The organism is Pseudomonas donghuensis (assembly GCF_000259195.1).
Lineage (GTDB): Bacteria > Pseudomonadota > Gammaproteobacteria > Pseudomonadales > Pseudomonadaceae > Aquipseudomonas > Aquipseudomonas donghuensis.
In genome coordinates this window covers 1-21,253 of sequence record NZ_JH650769.1, presented here as the reverse complement: position 1 = coordinate 21,253, position 21,253 = coordinate 1, and the positions used below count along the sequence as shown (strand labels likewise).

Sequence of the window (21,253 nt, the reverse complement as noted above, 5' to 3'; positions counted from 1 at the left end):
CGGCCAGCCCCCAGCCAATACTGGTGGTGCCAATGAACAGGCACAGGGCGGGAATCAGCGCCATCAGCAGCAGGTGCGGCAGGTAGTGACGCGGGTGCAGTTCTTCTTCCTGGCGAATTTCCATCCAGGCGTCGTCGGGGTGGGTGAAGAGTTGAACCAGATGGGTACTCATGGTGACCTCCGAGGGTGAGCAGAGTAGAAAACACCTCTCCCTGTTCTATGGAGACTTGGCCTGCGCTGGGGTTTCATTTTTTTTGAACCACTCCCGGTATTGTCTGGTCACTGACATGTGACTAGCACTACCCAAGGAGTCAACGCCATGAACGCACAAACCTGTGCCTGCCCAGGTTGCAACTGCAAGCTGGGTGAACATCCGGTGATGAGCGAGGGCAGGGCCTATTGTTGCCAGGCCTGTGCCGAGCACCATCCGTCCGGCAAACCGTGCAATAGCAGTGGCTGTGGATGCGCCGCCAGCCCCAAACGCTGACCGAACGGTGGGCGCGTCGCACCGCCGCTCCCACGCGTGTTCACTGTAACTCCAGCTGCAACTGCAAGCCGCCGTCATCGCAGCGCCGGTGATACTGGACAATCCCGCGATAGGTGCGGCCTTCCCAGACAAACGCCACGCTGTGCGAACGCTCAAGCTTGTCGGGTACGGGCGCCTGTACCTGCATGCGCAAGCCAGGCAGGCCGTTGATGTTCAGCGGTGCCAGTTGCACTTCACATTCGGCGCTGTGGGCGATGGGACCGAACAGCGTGTCCTGGACGAAGTCGATCTGCAGGCAGGTCGGGCAGGCCGGGCTGACCTTTCTCATACCAAGGGCCTCCTTCAGTTCTTGCGGTGCGCGCTCTGCAGTTGCTTGGCCATTTCCAGGTGGTGCTTGAGGGTCGCCAGCGTGGACTTGGCAAAGGTGCGCAGATCGTCAGGGTCCGAGGTAGACCGGCTCTCTTCGTCGAACAGGCGCACCGCCTGCTCATGGGCGTCGACCTGATGGGTGGCATAGGCCGCATCGAACGACGCGCCGTCCTGCACCTGCAACATCATCTTGCGCGCCTTGCTGGTGAGGGCTGCGTCATCCGGGACGCTGAAGCCATGTTGCTTGGCAAGATCGAGCAGGTGCTGATTAGCTTTAGTGTGATCCTTGATCATCTGCTGGGCAAATGCCTTTACCTGGGGCGATTGGGTTTTTTCCAGGGCCAACTGGCTGGTCTGGATTTCAGCCATGCCGGCACCGATCGCTTCGCTGACGAAGGCATTGTTGCTGTCAGCCTGGGTACTGGCACTAAGCACGACGCACAGGCACAGGACAAGGCGGATGGGACGGATAAAAGGGTTCATAAGCGGTATCTCCCGGGGCGTAAACAGCATGCAGCTGTTAGTTTTACGAAAGGCCCCAGGCGTCAGAGTTCAGCCCGATTGCTGTCTACGGACCACTGGCGCCACGGTGTATGCTGCTGGCCAGCCAGTAATCGAGTTGCATCAACGGCAACGTGTTCGTCGTCACCGGTGGCAATCCGCTGTCCTGACGGCAATCGCAGCAAACCTTCGGCGCCTGGCGCAGTCACAACAGGTAAGGGGTGGTCCAAACGCCCCATGGGAGGGCCCCATGACCATTATCTGTCTGTTCAAGGGCTGCCACTGGTGCGATGAGCCCGAGGGCGAAGGTGCGCTGCTATGCCAGCGTTGTGAGCGCTGCGGCGCCGTGCGCTGGCACGCTACGTGTTAAGAGGAAAGAGGTCATGGCCAGAGCCATCTGGAAAGGTGCAATCAGCTTCGGCCTGGTGCATATCCCGGTGTCGTTGAGTACTGCTATCAGCAGCGACCGGGTCGACTTCGACTGGCTCGACGAGCGCAGCATGGAGCCGGTGGGCTACAAGCGGGTGAACAAGGTCACCGGCAAGGAGATCGCCCGCGAGCATATCGTCAAGGGCGTGCAGTATCAGAAGGGCCAGTATGTGGTGATCAGCGAAGAGGAGATCCGCCAGGCGCGCCCGCAAGCGACCCAGACCATCGACATCTTCTCGTTCGTCGACAGCGGCGAAATCCCTCTTCAGCAGTTCGACACCCCGTACTACCTGAGCCCCGACCGGCGTGGCGGCAAGGTCTATGCCTTGCTGCGCGAAACCCTGGAGAGCACCGGCAAGGTGGCCCTGGCCAAGGTGGTGCTGCACACCCAGCAGCACCTGGCGCTGCTGCGCCCGCTCGAGGACGCGCTGGTGATGATCACCCTGCGCTGGCCCGAGGAAGTGCGCGGCCTGGACAGCCTGGACCTGGACGCCAGCGTGCGCGATTCAAGCCTCGACAAGCGCGAGCTGCAAATGGCCACGCGCCTGGTCGAGGACATGAGCGGGCATTGGACGCCCGAGGACTATCGTAACGACTTCAAGGACACCATCATGAGCCTGGTCGAAGAGAAGGCCCGCCAGGGCAAGATCGCCACGGTCGAGCCGCTGGAGGGCGAAGGCGAACAGAAAAGCGCCGACATCATCGACCTTACCGAACTGCTCAAACGCAGCCTGGGCGGGCGCAAGCCGGCCGCGAAGAAGGCGGCGCCGGCCGCGAAAAAACCGGCAGGCACCAGCAAGCCGCGCAAGAAAGCCTGATCAGTCCGTCACTGGCGTTTCATGCAGATGGCGCCAGCGCAGGGCGCCATTGGTGTTGTGTTCGAAGACCACGGTCGAGCGCCGTACTGAGCGGTTGCCTGCCGCGTCGGCCTGCCACTCGCGATAGCTGACCACCGACAGGTTCGGGCCTGTGGCGATCAACTGCAGCTCATCGATGCCGATTTCCAGGCCCGCACGCTTGCCGTAGGCGTGCTGAAACACACTGTGCAGGCCTTGGTAATCGATCACCTGGCCGGGCAGGGTGATCATTGAGAATTGCCGGCTGAAACGCGCCATCAGCGCGTCGAACTGGTCAGCCGGGGCGTTGCCCGACAGCCATTGCTCAATGGCGACGTGGGCATTGATGACTTCCTTGAATGCGGGGGTGTTTTGGTTCATGGGCAGGGCTCAGGTAGGGGTGGTGCAAAGCCCCAGGGTGCGAGCCCCGGGCAGTTTGAAAACCATCGGCAGCGGTAGCAGGGTCAGCAGCGCAGCGAGGATGAAGCTGTGGGCAAATGCTTGCGGCGCCGGCAGCAGATGATTGAGCGTGGCGCCGAGCACGGCGACGCCGAGGCAAAAGCTCAGTTGCCGGTTGAGGTTCCACAAGGCGCTGGCCTGGCCCATCTGCTCCGGCGCGATGGCCAGGAATGCCAGGCTTTGCGCACTGCTGCTGCACAGGCTGCTGCCAAGGCCCAGCAGGGCGAAAATCAGCGCCAGCCAGGCCGGATGCGCAGCGACCCACGGCGAGGCCAGCCACAACAGTGCAGTGCATTGGATCAATATCCCGGCGCTCAGCAGGCGTTTGGGCCCGGTCAGGTTGAAGCGCCAGCGGACAACGGCAATGGCACCCAAGGCGCCCAGCGCCCAGGGCAACATCAGCGCGCCGGTGGCTGTGGCGTTCAACCCAAGGCGCTGTTGCAGGTACAACGCCGCCACCAGGTTGGCGCCGATGAATACGCCCGGCACGCACAGGTAAATCAGCATTGCCGTGCGCAGCAGCGGCTGGCCGAGCAGGCGCAGGTCAAGCATTGGCTGTGGGGCAGGCAAGGGCAGGTTCGCAGGCAGCCAGGCCAGCACCAGTACGCCTGCAATCAAGGTCAGCGGCAGCATGGCCAAGAAGATCCAGCGCCACGAACCCTGATCGACCACCACGCCACCCAGTGCCGGCGACACGGCCGGGACCAGCAGGGCCACCATCATCACCAGCGAGGTCAGGTGGTGGCGCTGCTCGGGTGCATATAAGCGATAGGCCATGGCCTGGCCCACCGGAATCAGCAGGCCGCCACCGAGGCCTTGCAGCAGGCGCCAGGCGAGCAGGCCCTCGATCGAACCGGCGCTGCCCGCAAGGGCCGATCCCAGGCCGAACAGCGCCAGCGAAAGCAGCAGTGTCTGGCGTTCGCCCAGGCGCGCGGCCAGCCAGGTGCCCAGCGGGATCACCAGGGTCAGGCCGAGCATGTACAGGTTGCTGGTCCAGCTCAGTTGCGCCACCGAGGCGTGCAGTTCCTGGCCCAGCGCCGGGTAGGCGGCGTTGAGGGCGAACATGTTGAGCAGGTCGAGGGTGAAACCCAGCAGGTAGACCAGGGTGACTTTCGCACGATAAGGCATGAGCAGTTCGATGGGCCGGAGAAAAGCGCAGTCTAGAGACTTGCAGGTGCTTGAATAAGACGCGAAAACCCGGCAGATTGGTTGAATTATTTTGACAATGGCGAAGGCATTGCATGGTCAGCCTCGACCGATTCGAACTGTTTTGCGCGGTAGTCCAGGCCGGCTCCTTCACGGGAGCCGCCGAGCGCTTGCAGCAAACCCGCGCTGCGGTCAGCTTCAGTATCAAGCAGCTGGAAGCTGAACTGGGGGTCACCCTGCTGACCCGCACCACCCGCCGGATCGCCCTGACTGACGCCGGTGAGCGCTTTTACCAGCGCTGCCTGCAGGTGGTCGAAGACGCGCGCATCGCCATCGACGAGGCGCGCGCCGAACACAGTGGCTTGCAGGGCAGCTTGCGGATTACCTCCACGGTCGAGTACGGGCTGAAAGTCCTCGCCCCGGCACTGCAGGCGTTCTGCCGCCTGCACCCGGGGCTGAGCGTGCGCCTGGAGACCCATACGGCGCAGGTTGACCTGGTGCGCGAGCGCTTCGATGTCGCCATTCGCCTGGGCCAGGCGCAGGACTCCAATTATCGCGGCGTGTGCCTGGCGACCTACAACGTGCGCCTGGTGCTGGCGCCAAGCCTGTTGGCCGTTCATGGGGCTCAGCTGATCAACGCCCCCGAGCACCTGGCTAACGTCGCGCAACTGGTGCACAGCCGTTTCGAGCAGAACAATCGCTGGGAGCTGCTGGGCGACAAGGGGCGCCGCGCAGTGTTCGCGCCGCAGGGTACGCCGTTGCTGGTGGCCGACAATGCCTCGATCCTGCGTGCCTTTGCCCTGCAGGGCGCGGGCGTTACCTTGTTGCCCGACTGGCTGGTGGCCGATGACCTGGCCAGCGGGCAGTTGCTCGACGGCCTGCCCGGGTACCGCTTCGCGGCGCAGAGCGTGTATGCCCTGTATCCGTCCAGCCGCCATGTACCGCGCAAGGTTCGCGCCTGGATCGATTTCATCAAGGCCTGGCTGGCGATGCCCGAGCCGGGTCGCCGAGGTTGTTGAGAAAGTGCCCCAGTCGCCGGGCAGGCCGCGTTGTTTGATGCGTTACTCGAAACAGCGTGCCGATACGCTCATGTGAACACCAGTTCGAACGGTTGCAGCAGGCGTGCCAGGGCCTCGCGGTCGAGGACCGGCGGGGTCTGCTCGTCGGCCTGCAGCTGGCTGGTGTGGGCGGCGACGGCCTGCTGCTTGAGGGCCAGCACCGCGCGGTCGAGGAACAGCTTGTGGGCGCGCTGCCAGGGCAGGCGCGGGTCGCTGGGGCGGGCCCAGTGCCAGGCCCAGATCGGCACTTCGATCAAGCGCGCACCGACGGTTTCGCAAGCGCGGGCACAGGCGCGGCCGACCGCTTCATGGTCGCAGTGGCCGTCCAGGCGCCAAGTGGTCAGGACCCGGTCGCTGGCGCGCAGCAGTTGCACCAGGCGTTCGGCCAGCCAGCGTTCATGATTGGCCACGGCGCCGTCCGCCAGGCCCAGGCGCAGCCAGCTCAGCCGGCTCAGGTCCAGGCCCAGGCGGCGCAAGGCATCGGCGCTTTCCCGCGGGCGTTGCTGGCGCAGGCGTTCGCTGGTCCAGTGGCGCGAATCAGGATGGCTGGCTTCGCCGTCGCTGACCGAGATCAGCAGCAGATCCTGCTCGCGGCCACGCATGCCGGCCAGCACGCCGCCGCAGCCGAGCACTTCGTCATCCGGGTGCGGGGCGACCACCACCAGGCGGCCGCCACGCGGCACCAATTGATCGTGGCTGATGGCCGGCACCGCTTGCAGGGTCGTGGAGGATTGCCAGTGCGCCAAGGGCGTGCCCGGTGCCTGGATCGGGTTTTGCGGTCGCTGCAGGGTCATAGCCGCCAGCCTCCCTCGAGGGGTGTACTCAATTGTCGGCCCAGTTCGGCCAGGTCGCTCATGATTCAACGCCCATGCGTCGGCGCAGGTCCTTGCTGATCGACTGCCGCACCCGGCCATAATCGGCCCAGGGGTCATCGCCTTCGACCAGGCGTTTGCCGAGGTTGAGCAGGTTCCACTGGTTGGCGCCTTCAAGCTCAGTCAGCTCTTCGCGGCGAATCGGCACCGACACCGGCAGGCCCGCGCGGGCGCGGAGCGAATAGGCGCAGACGGTGGTCGCGCCTTTGCCGTTGCGCAGGTAGTCGATGAAGATCCGCCCGACCCGGTTCTTCGGCCCGGACACCGCCGACAGGCGCTCGGGGAACAGCCCGGCCAGGTGCTGGACCATGGCTTGGCTGAAGGCCTTGACCTCGTCCCAACCGGCACGCCGGGTCAGCGGCACGACGATGTGCATGCCCTTGCCGCCGCTGGTCTTGAGGAACGACTGCAAGCCCAGTTCATCGAGCAGGGCCAGGGTCAATTGAGTGGCTTCGAGCATGGCCTTCCACGGCAGCGCCGGGTCCGGGTCGAGGTCGAGAATCAGCCGGTCGGGCGTGTCGAAGTCCTTGGCGGTGGCGTTCCAGGTGTGCAGTTCGAGGGTGTTCATCTGCACCGTGCCGAGCAGTGTTTCGACCCGGTCGATGATCATCAGCGCCTGACCGGCTTCGGCCTTGTCGTGGCGCTCAAGGCCGGGGATGTTCAACGGTGTGGCGTTCTTCTGGAAGAACAGCTCGCCGGCCAGCCCGTCGGGTGCCCGCACCAGGGCCACCGGGCGGCGCTTGAGGTGCGGCAGGATCCACTCGGCGACCTGGGCGTAGTATTCGCCGACCTGGCGCTTGGTGATACCGGTGCTGGCGTCGACCACCCGTTGCGGGTGGGTCAGCTGCAGTGTGGGCGTGTTGCTTGCCGGGCTTTTCACGGGCTGCTCCAGGCCAATGGCCTTGGCCGGTTTGTCGTCACGCAGGCCATGGAACACCGAATGGCGCACCACGCCGTCGCGGGTCATCTGCGCATAGGCGACCTCGGCCAGCAGCTGCGGCTTGAGCCAGTGCACGCCTTTGGCCTCGGCGCCGGTTGGCGGCGTGGGCAATGGCGGCTTGCCGACTTCAAGCGGCGCCAGGCGTTGATGCAGGTGGGCAAGGGTGGCACTGTTGAAGCCGGTACCGACCTTGCCGGCATAGCGCAGCTCGCCGCGCTCATCGTGCAGGGCCAGCAGCAGCGCGCCAAACGCTGCGCGCGAGCCTTTGGGGTCGGTGAAGCCGACGATCACGAATTCCTGGCGCTGCTTGCACTTGAGCTTGATCCAGTCGCTGCTGCGGCGGTTGACGTAGTGGCTGCCCAGGCGCTTGCCGATCAGGCCTTCCATCTTCATCTTGCAGGCGCTGTCGAGCAGCGATTCGACACGCTGGTCAAAGCCGGCAGAGAAACGCAGGCACTTGTCGTCGGCCTTCTCCAGCAGCGCGGCCAGGGCCGAGCGGCGCTGTTCCAGCGGGCACTGGCGCAAGTCCATGCCGTTGAGGTACGGCAGGTCGAACAGGCAGTAAACGATCTGCTCGTCGCAGGCCTGATCGAAGGCATTCTGCAGCGCCTGAAAATCCGCAACGCCGTGCTCGTTGGCCACCACCATCTCGCCATCGAGCCATGCCGATTGCACGCCGAGCCCGGCCAGGGCCTTGGCCTGTCTGGGCAACTTGGCGGTCCAGTCATGGCCGTTGCGGGTGAACAGGCGTATTTGCTCACCGTTGATGCGGGCGAGGATGCGGTAGCCGTCGAATTTCACTTCGTAGTCCCAGTCGCCCTCGGGGGGCGTCTCTACCAGGGTCGCCAATTGCGGTTTGAACGAAGCGGGCAAAGCGGCTTTGCTGGCGCCGTCGAGCTTGGACTTGCTCGCGGGCCTGGCCTTGCGGGTGGTTTTGTTCGCCGCTGCCCTGGGGCGGCGGGCAGTCAGGCTGCGTTCGCTGAGCACGCTGTCGGGCTCTGCTTCGAGGATGTCGTAGTCTGCTTGCGGGCGCGCCTGGGCATCGTCGGACTTGACCAGCAGCCACTGCTCCTTGGTGCCGGCCAGGTGGGTGCGAAACAGGTTCCAGGTGCCGGACAGCTTCTCGCCCTGCAGGCGAAAGCGCAGCTTGCCTTTGGCATAGGCCTTGCGCGGGTCTTCTTCGGGAATCCACACACCGCGGTCCCAGACGATTACCTCACCGGCGCCGTAATGGCCTTCGGGGATACGGCCTTCGAAGTTGGCGTAGTCCAGTGGGTGGTCTTCAACGTGCACCGCCAGGCGCCGGATTTTCGGGTCCAGCGACGGGCCCTTGGGGATGGCCCAGCTTTTCAGGGTGCCGTCCAGTTCCAGGCGAAAGTCGTAGTGCAGGTGGCTGGCGTGGTGTTTCTGGATGCAGTACTGCAGGGCGTGGGCGGCTTTTTTGCCCTGGGCATGGCTACCCACAGGCTCCGGGGTGGCGTCGAAATTGCGCTTGCGTGCGTACTCCTGCAACGGCTTGGCCATGGCGGTGTCCTGCTGCTTATGGGCGGCTCCTAAGGATTGGGATCGGACGGCTGGGGTGAGAGTTCAATCGGCTTTGTTCGAGGTGGGGCTGCTGCGCACCCCATCGCCGGCAAGGCCCCACAGGTGTCGAGCGCACCGCTATCCTGTGGGAACCGGCCTTGCCGGCGATCGACCGCGAAGCGGTCGCCGTATCAGCCTTGCTTCTTGATAATTGCCTCACTGATGCTCGCCGGCGCTTCAGCGTACTTGGTGAACTCCATGGTGTAGCTGGCCCGGCCCTGGGTCATGGAGCGCATCTGCGTGGAATAGCCGAACATCTCGCCCAATGGCACTTCGGCGCGTACCACCTTGCCCGCCGGCGTCTCGTCGCCTTCCTGGATCATCCCGCGACGGCGGCTCAGGTCGCCCATGATGTCGCCCTGGTACTCCTCGGGGGTCACCACCTCGACTTTCATCACCGGCTCCAGCAGCACCGCGCCGCCTTTTTGCGCCAGTTGCTTGGTGGCCATTGACGCTGCGACCTTGAAAGCCATTTCGTTGGAGTCGACATCGTGGTACGAGCCGTCGAACACCGTGGCCTTCAGGCCAATCAGCGGATAACCGGCCAGCACGCCGTTCTGCATCTGCTCTTCGATGCCTTTCTGGATCGCCGGGATGTACTCGCGCGGCACCACGCCGCCGACTACTTCGTTGACGAATTCCAGGCCCTCTTTGCCTTCCTCGCCCGGGGCGAAGCGGATCCAGCAGTGGCCGTACTGGCCGCGCCCGCCAGACTGACGGACGAACTTGCCTTCGATCTCGCAGGTGTTGCGGATCTTCTCGCGGTAGGCGACTTGCGGCTTGCCGATATTGGCCTCGACGCCGAACTCGCGCTTCATGCGGTCGACGATGATGTCCAGGTGCAACTCGCCCATGCCGGAGATGATGGTTTGCGCCGTCTCTTCATCGGTGCGCACCCGGAACGACGGGTCTTCCTGGGCCAGCTTGCTCAGGGCGATGCCCATTTTCTCTTGGTCGGCCTTGGTTTTCGGCTCGACCGCCACCGAGATCACCGGGTCCGGGAAGTCCATGCGTTCGAGGATGATCGGCTTGTTGATGTCGCACAGGGTGTCGCCGGTGGTGACGTCCTTCATGCCGATCAGCGCGGCGATGTCGCCAGCGCACACGTCCTTGATCTCGGCGCGCTGGTTGGCGTGCATCTGCACCATACGGCCGATCCGTTCCTTCTTGCCCTTGACCGAGTTGAGCACGGCATTGCCTGAGCTGAGCACGCCGGAGTAGACCCGGGCAAACGTCAGGGTACCGACGAACGGGTCGGTGGCGATCTTGAAGGCCAGCGCCGAGAACGGTTCGTTGTCGTCGGCGTGGCGCTCCAGGTGCTTGTCTTCGTCGTCCGGGTCGGTGCCGTTGATCGCCGGGATTTCCGAGGGCGCCGGCAGGTAGTCAATCACCGCGTCGAGCATCAGCGGCACGCCTTTGTTCTTGAACGACGAGCCGCAGATCGCCGGCACGATCTGGTTGGCCAGGGTACGCTGGCGCAGGCCGGCCTTGATCTGTTCGTTGCTCAGCTCCTGGCCGTTGAGGTACAGCTCCATGAACTCGTCATTGGCCTCGGCGGCGGCCTCGATCATGTGTGCCCGCCACTCGCGGGCAAGCGCCAGCATGTCGGCGGGAATCTCTTCTTCGCGGTAGCTGGTGCCCTGGTCGTCCTCGTTCCAGTAGATGGCCTTCATCTTCACCAGGTCGATCTGCCCGGCGAAGTGCTCCTCGGCGCCGATCGACAGCTGGATCGGCACCGGGTTATGGCCCAGGCGCTGATCGATCTGCTTGACCACGCGCAGGAAGTCGGCGCCCTGGCGGTCCATTTTGTTGACGTAGGCCAGGCGCGGCACATGGTACTTGTTGGCCTGGCGCCAGACCGTTTCCGATTGCGGCTCGACGCCATCGGCGCCGCTGAACACCACCACCGCGCCGTCGAGCACGCGCAGCGAACGCTCCACCTCGATGGTGAAGTCGACGTGGCCGGGGGTGTCGATGATGTTGAAGCGGTACTTGTCGGGAAATTGCTTGGTCGAACCCTGCCAGAACGCCGTGGTCGCCGCCGAGGTGATGGTGATGCCGCGCTCCTGCTCCTGGGCCATCCAGTCCATGGTCGCGGCGCCGTCGTGCACCTCGCCCATCTTGTGGTTGACCCCGGTGTAGAACAGGATGCGTTCGGTGGTGGTGGTCTTGCCGGCGTCAACATGGGCGACGATGCCGATATTGCGGTACAGCTCGATGGGAGTGGTGCGCGCCATGAGGGGTCACCTGTGTGTGATGCGGATGAAGAGGGTATTCCCAAGGTAGCAGAAGTGCGGCGGCTTGCACGGCGGTCCATGGCTGAAGCAGGTTCATCCATGGCCTGAGTAACCATCGGTTGTAAAGCCTGCGGCGCTGACGCTTAATCCTTCTATCCGCTTGCCGATGGAGTCGCCCAATGCCGCTGGAACAATCCGTTAATGCCTGGTGCCAGAGTCATCCGTTGATCGCCGAACTGGTGGCGTTGCGCCCTACCTGCTGGTTCAACCCGGCCCTGGCACCGAGCGCCGAGGCCCTGGGGGACGTGGCGCTGACGGCTGCGGATATCCGTGAAGCCAGCGCCAGGCTCGAGCGCTTTGCCCCGTACATTGCCTCGGCGTTCCCCGAGACCGTGCCCAGCGCCGGTATCATCGAATCGCCCGTGTTGCCGCTGCGCGCCCTGCAGGCGGTGCTCTGTGCCGAACAGCACCTTGCGCCAGCCGGTGAGCTGTGGCTCAAGGCCGACAACCTGTTGCCGATTTCCGGTTCGATCAAGGCCCGCGGCGGCATCTATGAAGTGCTCAAGCATGCCGAAGACCTGGCCCTGGCAGGCGGTTTGCTGCGCCCGGGCGACAGTTACGCCACGCTTGACAGCGATGAGGCCCGGGCATTCTTCGGCCAGTACAGTGTGGCGGTCGGCTCCACCGGCAACCTCGGCCTGTCGATCGGCATCATCAGTGCGCGCCTGGGCTTCAAGGCGACGGTGCACATGTCCGCCGACGCCCGTCAGTGGAAAAAGGATCGCCTGCGCGCCTGCGGCGTCGAGGTGCGTGAGTACAGCGCCGACTACAGCGTGGCGGTGGAGCAGGGACGCCAGGAGGCCGAGGCCGATCCGCGTTGCCATTTCGTCGATGATGAAAACTCGCTGAACCTGTTCCTTGGTTACGCCGTGGCCGCCGAGCGCCTGCAGCGCCAGTTGGCGGAGCAGGGCATCCAGGTCGACGCCGAGCATCCGCTGTTCGTCTACCTGCCCTGTGGCGTCGGCGGTGGCCCAGGTGGCGTGGCCTTCGGCCTCAAGCATATCTTTGGCGATGCGGTGCATTGCCTGTTCGCCGAGCCGAGCCATTCACCGTGCATGTTCCTCGGTGTGTACACCGGCTTGCACGACAGTGTCTCGGTGTATGACTTTGGCATCGACAACCAGACGGCCGCCGACGGCCTGGCGGTTGGCCGCCCCTCGGGCTTTGTCGGCCGCTCGCTGCAGCGCCTGATCGACGGCTACTACACCGTCAGCGACGACACCCTGTACCGCCAGCTTGCGCAAATGCACGCCTGTGAGGGCATCGAACTTGAGCCCTCGGCGCTGGCCGGGGTGTCGGGGATGTTCAGCGTGATGCAAGAGCAACAAGGCTACCGTCAGCGCTTGGGCTTGAGTGATGAGCGCATGGCCCGTGCCACCCACCTGGTCTGGGGCACCGGCGGCAGTATGGTGCCGCGCGACGAAATGGACCGCTACCTGGCCAAGGGCCGTGCCGTGCTGGCCGGGCGCTGAGCATGCTCAACCTGCCCGATCGCCTAGGCATGCGCTTGAACGGCGCCCAGTTCGCCAACCTGCATACCTTCCTTGCGGTCGCCCGGCACCTGAGCTTCAGCCAGGCGGCGCAGGAGCTGTGCCTGACCGCCAGCGCCGTCAGCCACCGTATCGCCCGCCTGGAACAGGCGCTGGCACTGCGCCTGTTCGAACGGCTGACCCGGCGCATTCGCCTGACCGCTGAAGGTGAGCGGCTCTATCAGGTGCTGCAAGGCTTCGAGGCGCAACTGCAGGAAGCCCTGCAGCCGTTGACGACGCAGGTCAGCGGGGCCCTGAGCCTGTATGTACGGCCTTCGGTGGCCCAACACTGGCTGGTGCCGCGCTTGGCAGATTTTCAGCAGCGTTATCCGCAACTGAGCCTGGACATTCGCACTGGCAACGCCCCGGTGGATTTTCGCACCCGGCCAGTGGACCTGGCCTTGCTGTACGGCCACGGCGATTTTCCGGGGCTGGTCAGCCGATTGCTGATGGACGAGCGGATAGCCCCGGTGTGCAGCCCGCAGTACGCCGAACGCCATGGCTTGATCGGCCACCCCGAGCGCCTGGCCCAGTGCACCTTGCTGCACGACGCGCTGGCCTGGGAGCACGCGGCCTTTGACGCCGAGTGGCAACGCTGGGCCCGCGAACAGAACCTGCAACAGCACCTGCCCGCCAGCCACCTGACCTTCGATCGCTCCGACCTGTGCAGCGCCGCTGCCCGCCACCATGCCGGCGTGGCCATGGGGCGCCAGCGCCTGGTGCAACCGTTGCTGGACCAGGGCGCGTTGATCCTGCCCCTGGGCGGCTTCAGTCAGGCGGCGGGGCAGGGTTATTACCTGGTGCATCCGCCGCGCGAGCCGCTGGCGCAGCGCGTGCGGGTGATGATTGAGTGGCTGCGTGAGTGTGCGCTCAGCTGACCTCGGCCGTCGTGCACAGGCGTGCCAGTGGCGTGAGCTCGCGGGCAAAATGTTCGATGGCCAGCACGTAGCCGTGGGTGCCGAAGCCGGCCAGCACCGCCTTGGCCACCAGCGACACATAGGAGTGGTGGCGGAAGGCTTCACGGCGATGGACGTTGGAGATATGCACTTCGATCACTGGCACCTCGGCGGCAATCAAGGCGTCATGAATCGCCACCGAAGTATGGGTCCAGGCACCGGGGTTGATGACGATCCCGGCGACCCGGCCACGGGCCTGGTGAATCCAGTCGATCATCTGCCCTTCGTGGTTGGTCTGCTGGAACTCAAGCTTCAGTTCCAGCCGGCTGGCGGCCTGCTGGCAGAGGTTTTCGACATCGGCCAGGGTCTCCCGGCCGTAAACCTGCGGTTGGCGCAGGCCGAGCATGTTCAGGTTGGGGCCATTGAGCACGAGCAGGGTTTTCATGGTGCAGGTTTCCAGTCTGGGGGTTGGCGCGCAGGGCGTCGTAGGCGGGTAAAAAGGGCTCAGAGGCTGTCGGTGGCGACGATCTGGCCGCTACGCGCGGCGCTGCTGATGGCCTCGACAATCTGCACATTGCGCAGACCGTCGCGCACGCTTACCAGCGGCGGCTCGTGGCCGCGAATCACCTGGCAGAAGTGTGCCAGCTGGCGGGCCAGCGGGTCGGCGCTGTGCAAGGGCACCACGGTGCTGGTGAAGGGCTTCCACCACGAGCGGTCGGCGCGCTGCTCGTAGTACTTCAGGCGCATGCTCGGGATCGACAGTGAGCCCCGGGTGCCGCTGATCACATAGCAGTCTTCGTCGGCGTAGCTGGGGTAGTCGAGGTTCTCGCCCGTGGTCTGCTCCCAGCTGCGGGCGCAGGCGGCGGTGTCGGACAGCATGAAGGTGCCCAGGGCGCCGCTGGCAAAGCGCAGGCTGATGGCCACGCTGTCTTCCACGGCAAAGCCGCGGGTGGCGCTGGAGGCCTGGGCCTGCACGGCGACAATCTCGCCGCACAGCGAACGCAGGTTGCCGATCTCGTGGATCATGTTGATCAGCACCGGCCCGCCGCCGATCTGGCGGCGCCAGGGCGCAGCGTCGAAATAGTCGTCGGGTTTGTAGAACAGCGCGCTGCCCATCACCGCCACCAGGTTGCCCAGCAGGCCTTCGGCGATCACCTCGCGGGCCTTGGCCAGGATCGTGCTGTGGGCACGATGATGGCCGACCAGCAGCCGCGCACCGGTTCGCTCGGCGATGGCCAGCAGGCGCTTGCCTGCTTCCAGCGTGTGCGCCAGCGGTTTTTCGATCAGCACGCCAATGCCGTGTTCAACGCAGGCCAGGGCGCCTTCGACATGCAGGTGATTGGGCGTGGCCAGGATCACCGCGTCCGGGCGCTGTTCGGCGAACAACTGCTCAAGGCTGGGGTAGAGGGCAACGCCGTGGCTGGCCGCGAGTTCGGCGGCGGCCGGGGCCGGGTCGACCAGGGCGGCCAGTTCGCACTCGGCGCTGGCCTGGATCAGTTCGATATGCCGGCGGCCAATCAGGCCGGCACCGGCGACGGCAATACAGATCGTGTGCATGGCGCTCTCGTTATTGTTATGCGGACCGCGGCAACGGTTTTGTGAGAGGCTAATAAAAAACTCCCAGGAGATAATCGGGCCAGATGAAGAATCAGAATGCGCTATTAGCGAATAATGACCCGCTGCTGCGCGACCTGCAGTTGTTCTGCGAAGTGGCGCGGCGCTCCAGCTTCATCGCCGCCGCCACCGAGATCGGCCTGTCGCCGGCCCATGTCAGCAAGCGCATCGCCACCCTGGAGACGCTGCTGGGGGTCAAGCTGTTCAACCGCACCACACGGCGGGTGAATATCACCAGCGATGGCGAAGCGGCGTTCATCTGGGCGCAGAAGATCCTCGAGAATGTCGAGTCGATGCTCGAGGCGTTGTCCGGGGCCCACAGCGAACCGCGCGGCACCTTGCGCATCAGCACCAGCCTGCGCCTGGGCCGCGAGCACATCGCGCCGATCCTGTCGCTGCTGCGCAAGCGTTATCCGACCCTGGATATCTGGCTGGAGCTGCTCGACCGGCGGGTGGACCTGATTGGCGAGAATTTCGATATCGACATCCGCGTCGGTGAGGTGCAGGAAAAACACCTGATCGCCCATCGCATCGCCGAGAACAAGCGGGTGCTCGCGGCCTCGCCGGCGTACCTGGCGCGCTGCGGCCAGGTGCGGGTACCGGCGGAACTGGCCCAGCATGATTGCCTGCTGTTTCGCAGCCGCGACGATCGCTTCGGGGTGTGGCGGTTGATTGGGCCGGGCGGGTCGGAAACGGTCAAGGTCACCGGGCCCATGGCGGCCAACCACAGCGATGTCGTCCGCCAGTGGGCCATGGACGGGCACGGCATCATCATGGCCTCGTACTGGGACGTGGCTGGCAGCTTGCAGGAGGGGTCATTGGTTCGGGTGTTGCCGGCCTATCACCAGCCGGCGGATGTCTGGGCGGTGACGGCGGCGCGTTCGGACAGTTCGGCGAAGGTGCGCAGTTGCGTGGCGTTCTTGCGCGAGCAACTGGCGCAGGGGCCGTTTGCGTTGGCGGTGGGTGGCTGAGGGGGGGCATCGCGGGGCCGGCCAACTCCCACAGGTGCTGTGCAGGCTCGAAACTGTGGGAGCCGGCCTTGCCGGCGATGGGCTGCGCAAGCAGCCCCAGGCACTCAATCGCCGGCTTGAACCTGCAGCATCCACTGCCCGTCGATTTCACGCACCAGGCCACTGGCCAGGAACAGCGGCAGCAGGCGCTTGTGCAGCTGCGGTTCAACAAAACCTTTCACTGCGCTCAGGTCCAGCGCACCCAGCGTCGGCAGGTCGACCTTGGTGTACGAAAGCCAGGCCTTCTTCAGTGCATTGAGCACATCGCTGCCCGTAGTGTTGGCAAAGCGCCGGTTGAGCGTCTGGCCATCGAGCACGAAGGTGTGCTGGTACTCGTAGCCCGTTTCGTCACCGCCGCTGGTGCGGCAGCGGATACAGGTGCAAGGCCCGTCGCCGAAGGCTTTTTGCAGGTAGTTGTTGAAATCCACCACGGGCTTGAGCCCCAGGCGCTTGTCGACCTCGAACATGTCCGAGGTCAGGTTCTGTTCAGCACTCAATGTCATTCCTCTGACAGGTTTTTACCGGGGGGCACAATACCAGCCGGCGCGGGCCGAGGGTACCTTCGTGCGTCGCCTCGTCGAAGGGCGCGGGCTTTTTCCGTGCCGCTCCTTTACCCTATGCGCCCGCACGCGTCAGCTGACGCGGTTTTCCCTGTCGTTGGAGTTCGACCATGTTGTACAAATACACCGCCACCGTGACCGTCAGCGACGACCTGCATGAAGATGTCGAGGCCGTGGAAAACCCCGGGATCAAGATCGGCCTGGAGGCCGTCAGCGAGACGCTGAAAAAGGTTCACTTCATCAATACCCTGGCCGCTCCCGACAAGCCGACGCATATCTGCGTGACCCTGGAAAACGGCCTGAGCTACTACGGCCCGATCGTCAACGGCCATGCCGAGCTGGAAGGCGGCTGGATCGCCTTCGAAAGCGACATGCTCACCCCGGAAGAACTGGGCCTGTAATCCGTTGGGCTACAGCACCGTGGCCCAGAGCAACCCGGCCAGGTACAAGGCCACGCCGAACACCCCATGAGCCAGCAGGCTGCGCGCCCGCGCCGCATTCGGCTTGGGGGTTTTCGAGGCGAAGACGCCCGCGCCCATGCCGGGCTGCATGATCAGATAAGGCGCCGCCACGGTCACCAGGCCGAGCACGAACGCAGGCACAAACTGCGGCTGGTGTGCCCACGCCGCACCGCAGATTGCCAGCAGCAACCCGGCGAAAATCACCCCGATGGTGTAATGCGCACTCCAGCCAATCAGCCGTTCATTGGCCAGCGCAGGCGCCTTGGCGATGCTTTGATGGACGAACTGCCCGCGCGGCATATGCCCGATCCAGCGCCCCACCAAACCCCAGTTCGGTCCGGCCATGCCCAGCACGCGCTGCTGGAACAGTGACCAGAGGTCGGCCAGGGCCGTGGCGGTTACGCCGATCAAAACAGCAAGAACGATTCCTTCAGGCATGGCGTACTCCATTTAAAAACATTCAATAGATTGATTGAATGATTGGCCAATGCTACCTTCCTGTCAATGACCGATATGAAAACCCAGCAGCACCAGCACATCGCCGAACTGGCGCGGACCCTTGGCCACGCCCATCGCCTCAATCTGCTCGAACAGATTGCCAGCGGCGAGCTTGCCGTCGAGCAACTGGCCCAGCAGTGCGAGCTGTCGGTGGCCAACGCTTCCCAGCATTTGCAGCACTTGCGCCGCGCAGGCTTCGTGCAGACCCGCCGCGACGGCAAGCGCGTGCTCTACCGGCTTGGCGTCGGGCCAATTGCTGATGTGTTGGTGGCACTCGCTCAACTGGCCGCGTTCAACCGTGCGGCGATCCGCGAGCTGATGAGCGATAGCCTGAGTGCGCCCGAGCACCTGGAAGCGATCAGCAGGGAAGAGCTGCTGGAGCGTTTGCAGGATCACAGCGTGACCCTGCTCGATGTGCGCCCGGCCGAGGAGTTTGCCCAGGGGCATTTGCCGGGGGCGATCAATATTCCGTTCGCTGAACTGCAGCAGCGCCTGGGCGAGCTGCCGGTCAGCCAGGAAGTGGTGGCCTATTGCCGCGGGCCCTGGTGCGTGTTCTCCCGCGATGCGGTGACGGCCCTGAAAGCCAGGGGCTTGAGGGCGCGTCACTTTCTTCAGGGCATCGAGCTGTGGCCTGGGCCGCTGCAGGATTAACCCAGTTCGGCCAGGCAGCGCTCAAGGATGTCCAGGCCTTCTTCGAACACTTCAACCTCGATGGTCAGCGGCGCCAGCAAGCGGATGATGTGCCGTGCCTTGCCGCTGGGCATCAACAGCAGCCCGGCGCTCCTGGCCGCTGCCAGCAGTTGCGCCAGCTGCGCGGTGGCCGGTGTGCCGTCGGCGTTGACCAGTTCGATGCCGCGCATCGCCCCGGTGCCGGTCAGGCGGCCCAGATAAGGCGAGAGTTTGCTGGCCTGCCAGCGCTCGAAGCGGCTTAGCAGCGCGGCCTCCTGGCGTTCGCCCCAGGTCGAAAGGTTGGCGTCGCTCATTTCATCCAGGGTCGCCAGGGCGGCGGCGCAGGCCATCGGGTTGCCGGAGTAGGTGCCGCCAAGGCCACCTTTGGGCAGGTTGTCGAGCAGCGCCTTGCGGCCGACCACGGCGCCCAGCGGCATGCCGCCGGCGATGCTCTTGGCCAGCAACAACAAATCCGGCTCGATGCCCAGGCGCGGGAAGGCGAAGCGCTGGCCGGTGCGGCCAAAACCCGACTGGATTTCATCGATGATGATCAGGATGCCGTGCTGGTCGCAGAAGCTGCGCAAGGCGCGGGCAAACGCGGGCTCCATGGCCAGAAAGCCGGCTTCACCCTGGACCGGTTCGAAGATGAAGGCGGCCACGTCATTGACGTCGATCTCGACGCTGAACAAGCGCTCCATGGCCTTGAGCGCCTGCTCGCTGCTGACGCCGGTGTCCTGGCTGGGGTAGGGCAGGTGATACACCGGCCCCGGCAGTACGCCGACGCGTTGCTTGTAGGGCGCAACTTTGCCGTTGAGGTTGAGGGTCGCCAGGGTGCGGCCATGAAAGCCGCCATCGAAGGCGATGATTGCCGTCTTGCCGGTGGCACCGCGGGCGATCTTCAGGGCGTTTTCCGCCGCTTCCGCGCCGCTGTTGGTGAGCATGCCGCTGAGCGGGTAGGACACCGGCACAAACGTCGCCAGGCGATTCATCAATTCGAGGTAGGGTTCATGCGCAGCCGCGTTGAAGGCGTAGTGCGTCAGGCGTGTGGCCTGCTGCTGGATGGCCGCGACAATCCGCGGGTGACAATGGCCCAGGTTCAATACGCCGATGCCGCCAACGAAATCGATATAGCGTTTCCCGTCGGTGTCCCAGACTTCCGCGTTTTTACCGTGTGACAGTGTAATAGGGTGAACGACGGAAATAGACTGGCTGATCGTTTCGTGACTCATTTGCCCGCGGCCTCACTGGAGTTTCTTATTATCTAAGCGAGGCCCGCTACTGCTGTGCAAGCGAAATAATGGATTGCAATCATTCCTGCAGGTCGTGAACTTTATCGCCCTGGCTTATCCATTCGGCAATCCACCCGACCAAGGCGTGCACCTTGGACGCCTTGACAGCTATCCAGGTAAAAGCACGGAGCAGAGTGGTGGTGGGGGGCACCAGGGGTTTGTACATGGGCGGAGTCAACCGGGCGAAAAAGAGATAGGGTCATTCCATTACGGAATCATGTGCTTCTAAAAGGTCGTTTGTGAGCAGCGGCCCCATAGATTAATACTGACCTGCATCAATGATTTCGACCCGTATCCGCTGTAGGAGAATAATAAGATGGTTGCTGAACTACTTACCCGTTTGGGCGTACCTGAAGGTTTATATAACGGCGGCGCACACGCTGTTTGTACCCCCATCGACGGCAGCCAGATTGCAGCGCTTACCCTGCACAGCAAAGCCCAGGTGACCGCCAAGATCGATCAGGCCGAAAAAGCCTTCCAGGCCTGGCGCAACGTCCCGGCCCCGCGCCGCGGTGAGTTGATCCGCCTGTTTGGCGAAGTGCTGCGTAAGTACAAGGCCGAGCTCGGTGAACTGGTGTCGATCGAAGCCGGCAAGATCACCCAGGAAGGCCTGGGCGAAGTGCAGGAAATGATCGATATCTGCGACTTCGCCGTTGGCCTGTCGCGTCAGCTCTACGGCTTGACCATCGCCTCCGAGCGCCCGGGCCACCACATGCGTGAAACCTGGCACCCGCTGGGTGTAGTCGGGGTCATCAGCGCTTTCAACTTCCCGGTCGCGGTCTGGGCCTGGAACACCACCCTGGCGCTGGTGTGCGGCAACGCCGTGGTGTGGAAACCGTCGGAGAAAACCCCGCTGACCGCGCTGGCCTGTCAGGCGCTGTTCGAAAAAGCCCTGAAGGCGTTCGGCGAGGCGCCAGAAGGCCTGAGCCAACTGGTCATCGGTGATCGCGACGCCGGCGAAGCGCTGGTCGACGACCCGCGCGTGCCGCTGGTCAGCGCCACCGGCAGCACCCGCATGGGTCGGGAAGTCGGCCCGCGTGTCGCCGCGCGTTTCGGCCGCAGCATCCTCGAACTGGGCGGCAACAACGCGATGATCCTGGCGCCCAGTGCCGACCTCGATCTGGCCGTGCGCGGCATCCTCTTTAGCGCCGTCGGTACCGCTGGCCAGCGCTGCACCACCTTGCGCCGCTTGATCGTCCATCGTTCGATCAAGGACGAAGTGGTGGCCCGGGTCAAAGCCGCTTACGCCAAGGTGCGCATCGGCGACCCGCGTAAAGACAACCTGGTCGGCCCGCTGATCGACCAGGCCTCGTTCGCAGGCATGCAGGATGCCCTGGCCCGTGCCCGTGATGAAGGCGGCCAGGTGTTCGGCGGTGAGCGTCAGCTTCAGGAGCAGTACCCGAATGCCTATTACGTGGCGCCGGCGATCGTCGAGATGCCAGGCCAGAGCGCGGTGGTGCGTCATGAAACCTTCGCACCGATCCTCTACGTGTTGGCCTACGACGAATTCGACGAAGCCCTGCGCCTGAACAACGAAGTGCCGCAAGGTCTATCGTCATGCATCTTCACCACCGACCTGCGCGAAGCCGAGCGCTTCCAGAGCGCGGCGGGCAGTGACTGCGGGATTGCCAACGTCAACATCGGCACCAGCGGTGCGGAGATTGGCGGGGCGTTTGGCGGCGAGAAGGAAACCGGCGGTGGCCGAGAGTCGGGTTCGGATTCGTGGAAGGCCTACATGCGTCGGCAGAC

22 protein-coding genes and 1 pseudogene are annotated in these 21,253 nt (G+C 64.4%); 10 read left to right on the top strand and 13 right to left on the bottom strand.

All coding sequences use genetic code 11. The annotated features are described in order from the left end of the window. Positions 1–64: 64 nt before the first annotated feature. Positions 65–172: pseudogene (locus UW3_RS30280) on the bottom strand (hypothetical protein); the annotation flags it as partial. Between the two features lie 147 nt (positions 173–319). On the opposite strand from UW3_RS30280, the gene UW3_RS28280 reads away from it, so the two are divergent. Then, on the top strand, positions 320–487 hold the full coding sequence (locus UW3_RS28280) for a metallothionein (RefSeq protein WP_010223820.1): 168 nt from the start codon (positions 320–322) through the stop codon (positions 485–487). 40 nt (positions 488–527) lie between these two features. On the opposite strand, the gene UW3_RS0116930 is transcribed toward UW3_RS28280, so the two are convergent. Together UW3_RS0116930 and UW3_RS0116925 are read right to left on the bottom strand one after the other, a co-directional pair. After that, positions 528–815: a hypothetical protein gene (locus tag UW3_RS0116930; RefSeq protein WP_010223819.1), complete on the bottom strand. Its 288-nt coding sequence runs from the start codon at positions 813–815 to the stop codon at positions 528–530. Between the two features lie 14 nt (positions 816–829). After that, positions 830–1,339 carry a DUF4142 domain-containing protein gene (locus UW3_RS0116925; protein WP_010223816.1) on the bottom strand — a complete coding sequence of 170 codons (510 nt, stop codon included), beginning with the start codon at positions 1,337–1,339 and terminating at the stop codon, positions 830–832. A gap of 268 nt (positions 1,340–1,607) precedes the next feature. On the opposite strand from UW3_RS0116925, the gene UW3_RS30115 reads away from it, so the two are divergent. Both UW3_RS30115 and ku read left to right on the top strand, forming a co-directional pair. Then, the gene (locus UW3_RS30115) at positions 1,608–1,727 is read left to right on the top strand and encodes a PSPA7_2676 family Cys-rich small protein (protein ID WP_302184160.1); all 120 of its coding nucleotides are present in this window, start codon (positions 1,608–1,610) and stop codon (positions 1,725–1,727) included. A gap of 13 nt (positions 1,728–1,740) precedes the next feature. Further along, on the top strand, positions 1,741–2,604 hold the full coding sequence (ku, locus tag UW3_RS0116920; RefSeq protein WP_010223813.1) for a non-homologous end joining protein Ku: 864 nt from the start codon (positions 1,741–1,743) through the stop codon (positions 2,602–2,604). Here the strand turns inward: ku and UW3_RS0116915 are convergent, their stop codons facing one another. Next, positions 2,605–3,003 (bottom strand): hypothetical protein, encoded by a 399-nt coding sequence (locus tag UW3_RS0116915; RefSeq protein WP_010223811.1) that lies wholly within the window; start codon positions 3,001–3,003, stop codon positions 2,605–2,607. Between the two features lie 9 nt (positions 3,004–3,012). Continuing rightward, on the bottom strand, positions 3,013–4,209 hold the full coding sequence (locus UW3_RS0116910) for an MFS transporter (protein WP_010223810.1): 1,197 nt from the start codon (positions 4,207–4,209) through the stop codon (positions 3,013–3,015). 113 nt (positions 4,210–4,322) lie between these two features. Between UW3_RS0116910 and UW3_RS0116905 the strand changes: the two genes are divergently transcribed. Next, positions 4,323–5,246 (top strand): LysR family transcriptional regulator, encoded by a 924-nt coding sequence (locus UW3_RS0116905; RefSeq protein ID WP_010223809.1) that lies wholly within the window; start codon positions 4,323–4,325, stop codon positions 5,244–5,246. A gap of 68 nt (positions 5,247–5,314) precedes the next feature. Here the strand turns inward: UW3_RS0116905 and UW3_RS0116900 are convergent, their stop codons facing one another. The 3 genes from UW3_RS0116900 to fusA form a co-directional block, all read right to left on the bottom strand. Further along, entirely contained in the window at positions 5,315–6,079 is a 765-nt protein-coding gene (locus tag UW3_RS0116900) for a PIG-L deacetylase family protein (RefSeq protein ID WP_010223808.1), read from the bottom strand. 58 nt (positions 6,080–6,137) lie between these two features. Further along, a complete protein-coding gene (gene ligD / locus UW3_RS0116895; protein ID WP_010223807.1) occupies positions 6,138–8,621 on the bottom strand; it encodes a DNA ligase D in 2,484 nt (827 codons plus the stop codon). A 191-nt stretch (positions 8,622–8,812) separates the two neighbouring features. Further along, complete coding sequence (gene fusA / locus UW3_RS0116890; RefSeq protein WP_010223806.1) at positions 8,813–10,918, bottom strand: elongation factor G; 2,106 nt, start codon at positions 10,916–10,918, stop codon at positions 8,813–8,815. A gap of 179 nt (positions 10,919–11,097) precedes the next feature. Here fusA and UW3_RS0116885 point away from each other — a divergent pair, with 179 nt between their 5' ends. Continuing rightward, positions 11,098–12,450, top strand: coding sequence for a D-serine ammonia-lyase (locus tag UW3_RS0116885; RefSeq protein ID WP_010223805.1), 1,353 nt, complete (start codon positions 11,098–11,100; stop codon positions 12,448–12,450). A 2-nt stretch (positions 12,451–12,452) separates the two neighbouring features. Further along, positions 12,453–13,385 carry a DNA-binding transcriptional regulator DsdC gene (gene dsdC / locus UW3_RS0116880; protein WP_010223804.1) on the top strand — a complete coding sequence of 311 codons (933 nt, stop codon included), beginning with the start codon at positions 12,453–12,455 and terminating at the stop codon, positions 13,383–13,385. Here dsdC and aroQ read toward each other — a convergent pair. Together aroQ and UW3_RS0116870 are read right to left on the bottom strand one after the other, a co-directional pair. Next, positions 13,378–13,848: a type II 3-dehydroquinate dehydratase gene (gene aroQ / locus UW3_RS0116875; RefSeq protein WP_010223802.1), complete on the bottom strand. Its 471-nt coding sequence runs from the start codon at positions 13,846–13,848 to the stop codon at positions 13,378–13,380. The genes dsdC and aroQ overlap by 8 nt on opposite strands. A 59-nt stretch (positions 13,849–13,907) precedes the next feature. Then, on the bottom strand, positions 13,908–14,960 hold the full coding sequence (locus UW3_RS0116870) for a Gfo/Idh/MocA family protein (protein ID WP_010223800.1): 1,053 nt from the start codon (positions 14,958–14,960) through the stop codon (positions 13,908–13,910). Positions 14,961–15,043: 83 nt separating this feature from the next. Between UW3_RS0116870 and UW3_RS0116865 the strand changes: the two genes are divergently transcribed. Then, on the top strand, positions 15,044–15,988 hold the full coding sequence (locus UW3_RS0116865) for a LysR family transcriptional regulator (protein WP_010223798.1): 945 nt from the start codon (positions 15,044–15,046) through the stop codon (positions 15,986–15,988). 104 nt (positions 15,989–16,092) lie between these two features. On the opposite strand, the gene UW3_RS0116860 is transcribed toward UW3_RS0116865, so the two are convergent. Beyond that, positions 16,093–16,524 carry a hypothetical protein gene (locus tag UW3_RS0116860; RefSeq protein WP_010223796.1) on the bottom strand — a complete coding sequence of 144 codons (432 nt, stop codon included), beginning with the start codon at positions 16,522–16,524 and terminating at the stop codon, positions 16,093–16,095. Positions 16,525–16,697: 173 nt separating this feature from the next. On the opposite strand from UW3_RS0116860, the gene UW3_RS0116855 reads away from it, so the two are divergent. Continuing rightward, on the top strand, positions 16,698–16,988 hold the full coding sequence (locus UW3_RS0116855; protein WP_010223794.1) for a hypothetical protein: 291 nt from the start codon (positions 16,698–16,700) through the stop codon (positions 16,986–16,988). A gap of 9 nt (positions 16,989–16,997) precedes the next feature. Here UW3_RS0116855 and UW3_RS0116850 read toward each other — a convergent pair whose 3' ends face one another. Next, the gene (locus UW3_RS0116850; protein ID WP_026001376.1) at positions 16,998–17,486 is read right to left on the bottom strand and encodes a DUF2938 domain-containing protein; all 489 of its coding nucleotides are present in this window, start codon (positions 17,484–17,486) and stop codon (positions 16,998–17,000) included. A gap of 75 nt (positions 17,487–17,561) precedes the next feature. Between UW3_RS0116850 and UW3_RS0116845 the strand changes: the two genes are divergently transcribed. Next, positions 17,562–18,197: an ArsR/SmtB family transcription factor gene (locus UW3_RS0116845; RefSeq protein ID WP_010223790.1), complete on the top strand. Its 636-nt coding sequence runs from the start codon at positions 17,562–17,564 to the stop codon at positions 18,195–18,197. Here the strand turns inward: UW3_RS0116845 and UW3_RS0116840 are convergent. After that, entirely contained in the window at positions 18,194–19,444 is a 1,251-nt protein-coding gene (locus UW3_RS0116840) for a 2-aminoadipate transaminase (RefSeq protein WP_010223788.1), read from the bottom strand. The genes UW3_RS0116845 and UW3_RS0116840 overlap by 4 nt on opposite strands. 376 nt (positions 19,445–19,820) lie before the next feature. Between UW3_RS0116840 and amaB the strand changes: the two genes are divergently transcribed. After that, the coding region (gene amaB / locus UW3_RS0116830) for an L-piperidine-6-carboxylate dehydrogenase (RefSeq protein WP_010223786.1) at positions 19,821–21,253 on the top strand (1,433 nt) is incomplete at its 3' end.

What these genes read in the sequence shown, in the direction of transcription:
- UW3_RS28280 (WP_010223820.1), top strand. Translation starts at nt 320, where the DNA reads ATGAACGCACAAACCTGTGCCTGCCCAGGTTGCAACTGCAAGCTGGGT.
- UW3_RS0116930 (WP_010223819.1), bottom strand. Translation starts at nt 815, where the DNA reads ATGAGAAAGGTCAGCCCGGCCTGCCCGACCTGCCTGCAGATCGACTTC.
- UW3_RS0116925 (WP_010223816.1), bottom strand. Translation starts at nt 1,339, where the DNA reads ATGAACCCTTTTATCCGTCCCATCCGCCTTGTCCTGTGCCTGTGCGTC.
- UW3_RS30115 (WP_302184160.1), top strand. Translation starts at nt 1,608, where the DNA reads ATGACCATTATCTGTCTGTTCAAGGGCTGCCACTGGTGCGATGAGCCC.
- ku (WP_010223813.1), top strand. Translation starts at nt 1,741, where the DNA reads ATGGCCAGAGCCATCTGGAAAGGTGCAATCAGCTTCGGCCTGGTGCAT.
- UW3_RS0116915 (WP_010223811.1), bottom strand. Translation starts at nt 3,003, where the DNA reads ATGAACCAAAACACCCCCGCATTCAAGGAAGTCATCAATGCCCACGTC.
- UW3_RS0116910 (WP_010223810.1), bottom strand. Translation starts at nt 4,209, where the DNA reads ATGCCTTATCGTGCGAAAGTCACCCTGGTCTACCTGCTGGGTTTCACC.
- UW3_RS0116905 (WP_010223809.1), top strand. Translation starts at nt 4,323, where the DNA reads ATGGTCAGCCTCGACCGATTCGAACTGTTTTGCGCGGTAGTCCAGGCC.
- UW3_RS0116900 (WP_010223808.1), bottom strand. Translation starts at nt 6,079, where the DNA reads ATGACCCTGCAGCGACCGCAAAACCCGATCCAGGCACCGGGCACGCCC.
- ligD (WP_010223807.1), bottom strand. Translation starts at nt 8,621, where the DNA reads ATGGCCAAGCCGTTGCAGGAGTACGCACGCAAGCGCAATTTCGACGCC.
- fusA (WP_010223806.1), bottom strand. Translation starts at nt 10,918, where the DNA reads ATGGCGCGCACCACTCCCATCGAGCTGTACCGCAATATCGGCATCGTC.
- UW3_RS0116885 (WP_010223805.1), top strand. Translation starts at nt 11,098, where the DNA reads ATGCCGCTGGAACAATCCGTTAATGCCTGGTGCCAGAGTCATCCGTTG.
- dsdC (WP_010223804.1), top strand. Translation starts at nt 12,453, where the DNA reads ATGCTCAACCTGCCCGATCGCCTAGGCATGCGCTTGAACGGCGCCCAG.
- aroQ (WP_010223802.1), bottom strand. Translation starts at nt 13,848, where the DNA reads ATGAAAACCCTGCTCGTGCTCAATGGCCCCAACCTGAACATGCTCGGC.
- UW3_RS0116870 (WP_010223800.1), bottom strand. Translation starts at nt 14,960, where the DNA reads ATGCACACGATCTGTATTGCCGTCGCCGGTGCCGGCCTGATTGGCCGC.
- UW3_RS0116865 (WP_010223798.1), top strand. Translation starts at nt 15,044, where the DNA reads ATGAAGAATCAGAATGCGCTATTAGCGAATAATGACCCGCTGCTGCGC.
- UW3_RS0116855 (WP_010223794.1), top strand. Translation starts at nt 16,698, where the DNA reads ATGTTGTACAAATACACCGCCACCGTGACCGTCAGCGACGACCTGCAT.
- UW3_RS0116850 (WP_026001376.1), bottom strand. Translation starts at nt 17,486, where the DNA reads ATGCCTGAAGGAATCGTTCTTGCTGTTTTGATCGGCGTAACCGCCACG.
- UW3_RS0116845 (WP_010223790.1), top strand. Translation starts at nt 17,562, where the DNA reads ATGAAAACCCAGCAGCACCAGCACATCGCCGAACTGGCGCGGACCCTT.
- UW3_RS0116840 (WP_010223788.1), bottom strand. Translation starts at nt 19,444, where the DNA reads ATGAGTCACGAAACGATCAGCCAGTCTATTTCCGTCGTTCACCCTATT.